Source organism: Dermacoccus sp. UBA1591 (assembly GCF_002322065.1).
GTDB lineage: Bacteria > Actinomycetota > Actinomycetes > Actinomycetales > Dermatophilaceae > Dermacoccus > Dermacoccus nishinomiyaensis.
The window spans coordinates 49,341-53,510 of record NZ_DCNR01000004.1 but is presented as its reverse complement, the minus strand read 5'-3'; the positions used below and the strand labels follow the sequence as shown (position 1 = coordinate 53,510).

Here is a 4,170-nt window from a genome sequence, read left to right as displayed (position 1 = left end):
AGATGCTCGACGAGATGGCGGCCGGTCACGTCCGGCTCCTGCCGCCGACCCGCACCGGTCTGGAGCGGCTGACGCGCGCCGTGAGCGCGTCCGAGGCCCTGACGCAGGCGCGAGCTGCAGCGTTCGAACCGACCCGTCCCGAACCGCTCATGGGCCCCGACGGCCCGTACCTGCGAGCCCGTATCAACCTCTGAGGGAGCACCTTCCGTGACCGACCAGGCGACCACGCATCCACTGCCCCCTGGCGTGCTTCACGTGCGCTGCGACAACCCGAGCGCAATGACGCTGAGTGGCACGAACAGCTATGTCATCACGCGAGCTGACGGCGTTGCCGACGGCGGCGAGCGCGCGCTCGTCATCGACCCGGGGCCGGACGAGCACGGGCACGTCGGTGCACTCGTCGACGCGGTGCGCGGCGTGAGTAACGTCGACGTCCTGCTCACGCATCATCACGACGATCACGAAGGCGGCGCGGCGAGGCTCGTCGAGCTGCTGTCCGAGGCAGGCGTCCGCGCGCGCGTCTGGGGCGGCGCACAGGGTATTACGCTCGTCGACGGGCGGATCTTCGATAACGTCCAGGTCGTCCTCGCGCCCGGTCATACTGCGGATTCGGTCGCGTATGTGTTCGAACGCGACGGCGATGTCGTGCTGTTCAGCGGCGACACGCTGCTCGGCGGCAGCAGTTCGTTCATCGCCCACCCCGACGGCGACCTCACCGACTACCTCGTGACGCTCGACGTGCTCGAAGCGGCCCTCGAGGCAACCCCCGGCGCCGTGCTGGCACCCGGGCACGGCGACGTCGGCGGCGACGCCCTCGCCGTCATCGACGCATACCGGCATCACCGCAACGAGCGGCTCGACGGGGTGCGGGCCGCGCTCGCCCAGGCACCGTCCGACGCTGATGACGCCGCGCGCGTCGACGCCGTCATCGACGGTGTGTACGGCGGCGTCGACGCGGCCCTGCGCCCCGCCGTCGAAGCCGTCGTCGCGGCGCAGTTGGCGCATCTGACGCGTATTGGCGAAGTCTGAATCAAGCACTGACGGACGTCGAAGGCCGCCCCACCGATTCGGTGGGGCGGCCTTCGACGCGTGGGGGAGCCTCAGCGAGCGCGTCGCTGCAGACGCTCGACGTCGAGCAGCGTGACGGCGCGTGCCTCGAGCTTGAGCCAGCCGCGTCCGGCGAAGTCGGCGAGGGCCTTGTTGACCGTCTCGCGCGAGGCACCGACGAGTTGCGCCAGCTCCTCCTGCGTCAGGTCGTGTGCGACGAGGACTCCACCGTCGACCTGACGGCCGAAGCGGCTCGCCAGGTCGAGCAGCGCCTTGGCGACGCGGCCGGGAACGTCGGTGAAGACGAGGTCGCCGAGCGCCTCGTTGGTGCGGCGCAGGCGGCGCGCGATCGAACCGAGCAGCTTGACGGCGACCTCGGGACGCGTCGAGACGAACTCGGTGAGCTCGGCGTGCCCGAGCCCGACGAGGTCGGTGCCGGCGACGGCGGTCGCCGTCGTCGTGCGGGCGCCCGGGTCGAAGAGGCTGAGCTCACCGAACATCTCGCCGGGGCCGAGCACGGCGAGCAGGTTCTCCCGGCCGTCGGGGGAGCGGCGGCCGAGCTTCACCTTGCCGGAGGTGATGACGTAGAGCCGGTCGCCGGGCTCGCCCTCCTCGAACAGCACGTCACCACGTTCGATGCGCGCACGCGACATGCGCTGAAGAAGAGCCTGCGCATCCTCGTCGCTCAGCGCAGCGAAGAGGGGGGCCTGACGCACAACATCGATGTCCACCTCTCCATCCTGCCACGTTTCGCGTGACGGGCCACACAGCACAGCTGTTTACTCCTGGGCGACGTGTTGTGACGGCCCTCACCCACGGGCCGTCGGAGGGGGTTGTCAGCGCTGCGTTCTAGGGTGTGAGCATGAGTTCTTCCCCGTCCGCTCCGGCCGGCGACGCAGGCCCGGCGGCCCCCTCGTCAGGGCCCTCGACGTCGCCCGCGCGCAGGATGCCGCGCCGTGCTGCCGCGCGCCCCGAGACGCACACGGCGCTCGTGCGTCAGGCGCGTCGCATCTACCGCACGCTGATCGCCCAGTACCCGTACGCACGAGCGGAACTCGACTTCGAGTCGCCGCTCGAACTGCTCGTCGCCACCGTCATCTCGGCGCAGACCACCGACGTCGGCGTCAACAAGGTGACGCCGGTGCTGTTCGCGCGCTACCCCGATGCCGCGGCGCTCGCGAGCGCCGATCCGGCTGAGATGGAGGAGATCCTGCGTCCGACGGGGTTCTATCGCGCCAAGACGCGCGCCGTCATCAAGCTGAGCCAGGACATCGTCGAGCGCTTCGACGGTGAGGTGCCCGGCCGGCTCGACGACCTCGTGACCCTGCCCGGTGTCGGCCGCAAGACGGCGAACGTCGTGCTCGGCAATGCGTTCGGCGTGCCCGGCATCACCGTCGACACGCACTTCGGGCGGCTCGCGCGCCGGTTCGGGTGGACGACGTCCGACGACCCCGTCAAGGTCGAGGCCGAGGTAGGTGCGCTGTTCCCGAAGAAGGACTGGACGATGCTCAGCCACGTCGTCATCTTCCACGGCCGGCGCATCTGCCACGCCCGCCGCCCGGCTTGTGGGGTCTGCCCGGTGGCGCAGTGGTGCCCGTCGTTCGGCGAGGGGGAGATCGACGCCGATGCAGCCCGCAAGCTGCTCAAGTACGAACTGGCCGTGCCGAAGGGCGGTGAGGCCCTCGTCGGCCTCCTCGTCGACGGCGCCGAACCCGACGCCTCGTTCTCGACCGGGCATCGGGGCACTCCGACCGTCCCGCGGCACTCGGGGCTCGCGTGATGACGGACGCGCCCGAGGCGCCGGCTTGGTTGCATCGCGTCCACGAGCTCGGCTCGTCGGACCGGCTGCGCGGTGCCTGGCCGTCGCCCGAGCCCGGGGCCCGTGAGTCGGCCGTCCTCATCCTCTTCGGGCCGACGGACGGCGCGATGGCGGGGCTCGAGTCGCTCGACGAGCAGGGCGGGGGCGTCGATGTCGTCCTCACCCAGCGCGCGGATGCGATGCGCACGCATGCGGGGCAGGTCTCGTTTCCCGGCGGGGGAGTCGAGCACGACGACGCGGACGCCGTCGCCACGGCGCTGCGTGAGGCGCACGAGGAGATCGGTCTGTCGCCGGCGGGCGTCGAGGTGCTCGGAGCGCTGGCACCCGTCGCGCTGACGGTGACGAACTTCGCCGTCACGCCGGTGCTGGCGTGGTGGCAGCAGCCGTCGCCGGTCGCCGCGCTCGACCCGATCGAGGTGGCACACGTCGCGCGGGTGCGCGTCAGCGACCTCGTCGATCCGGCCAATCGCCACACCGCGACGCATCCGCGCGGTTTCGCAGGGCCGGCGTTCACCGTCGACGGGCTGTACGTGTGGGGTTTCACAGCGTTCCTGCTTGACGCCGTGCTCACCGCTGCGGAGCTCACCCGCGCCTGGAACACCGACGATCGCCGTCAGGTGCCGCAGCGGTTCCTGCGCTGACGTCGGCTGTCGCCTGGAGCGGTGGCGTTCCTGGGGGCGTCCAGATCGTGCGGGTATGACGAAGGCGGCCCCCCGCATGGGGAGCCGCCTTCGTCGAGCGTCCGACGAGAGCGTCAGACGTGGTGGATCACTTGGCGGGCTTGATGGCCGCGACCGTCGCCTGCGCGTTCTCGATCGTCTTTTCGGGCTTGCCCTTGATCTTCTTGAGGGCCTTGATGCCGATGAGCGCGAGCACCGCGGCGACGACGGCGAGGATGCCGGCGACGATGAGGAATCCGGCCCACGGGTTCCAGCCGAAGATGTTCGACAGGCCGTAGGCGAGGGACGTCAGCAGGAAGCCGAGCATGAAGAGTGCAAGGACGCCCGCCGCAGCGAGCATCCCGCCGCCCTTGCCGGCCTTCTGCGCATCCGCCTTGATCTCGACCTTCGCGAGGTCGATCTCACCCTTGACGATGTTCTGCAGGTCGGTGGTGGCGTCCGAGACGAGCTGACCCAGCGTGCGCTCGGTGCCTCGCGTGGTGTTGAGAGCCATGGGGTTTTCTCCTGTCAGCAGGCACTCGCTCGAGCTCGAGTGAGGTGGCCTGGCGCGTCAGACAATTCGTACTTGCCCCACAGACTACCGATTCGTGGGGTTTCGCGCCCACCGGGCCACAGGATGAGGCG

Annotated in this window: 6 protein-coding genes; 4 read left to right on the top strand and 2 right to left on the bottom strand. The window is 70.3% G+C overall.

Annotated elements, in window-relative coordinates; genetic code table 11:
* Positions 1-194, top strand: a 194-nt coding sequence (locus B2284_RS00845; protein WP_286697077.1) for a hypothetical protein, incomplete at its 5' end; no start/stop codon positions are given.
* Positions 195-207: 13 nt separating this feature from the next.
* On the top strand, positions 208-1,029 hold the full coding sequence (locus B2284_RS00840; RefSeq protein WP_074046553.1) for an MBL fold metallo-hydrolase: 822 nt from the start codon (positions 208-210) through the stop codon (positions 1,027-1,029).
* Between the two features lie 71 nt (positions 1,030-1,100).
* Here B2284_RS00840 and B2284_RS00835 read toward each other — a convergent pair whose 3' ends face one another.
* The gene (locus tag B2284_RS00835) at positions 1,101-1,778 is read right to left on the bottom strand and encodes a Crp/Fnr family transcriptional regulator (protein WP_006943962.1); all 678 of its coding nucleotides are present in this window, start codon (positions 1,776-1,778) and stop codon (positions 1,101-1,103) included.
* A 215-nt stretch (positions 1,779-1,993) separates the two neighbouring features.
* Between B2284_RS00835 and nth the strand changes: the two genes are divergently transcribed.
* Positions 1,994-2,827, top strand: coding sequence for an endonuclease III (nth, locus tag B2284_RS00830; protein WP_136788534.1), 834 nt, complete (start codon positions 1,994-1,996; stop codon positions 2,825-2,827).
* Positions 2,827-3,507 (top strand): NUDIX hydrolase, encoded by a 681-nt coding sequence (locus B2284_RS00825; RefSeq protein ID WP_240742507.1) that lies wholly within the window; start codon positions 2,827-2,829, stop codon positions 3,505-3,507. Before nth ends, B2284_RS00825 begins: the two co-directional genes overlap by 1 nt.
* Before the next feature lie 127 nt (positions 3,508-3,634).
* On the opposite strand, the gene B2284_RS00820 is transcribed toward B2284_RS00825, so the two are convergent.
* A complete protein-coding gene (locus B2284_RS00820; RefSeq protein ID WP_006943992.1) occupies positions 3,635-4,039 on the bottom strand; it encodes a phage holin family protein in 405 nt (134 codons plus the stop codon).
* Positions 4,040-4,170: the final 131 nt, after the last annotated feature.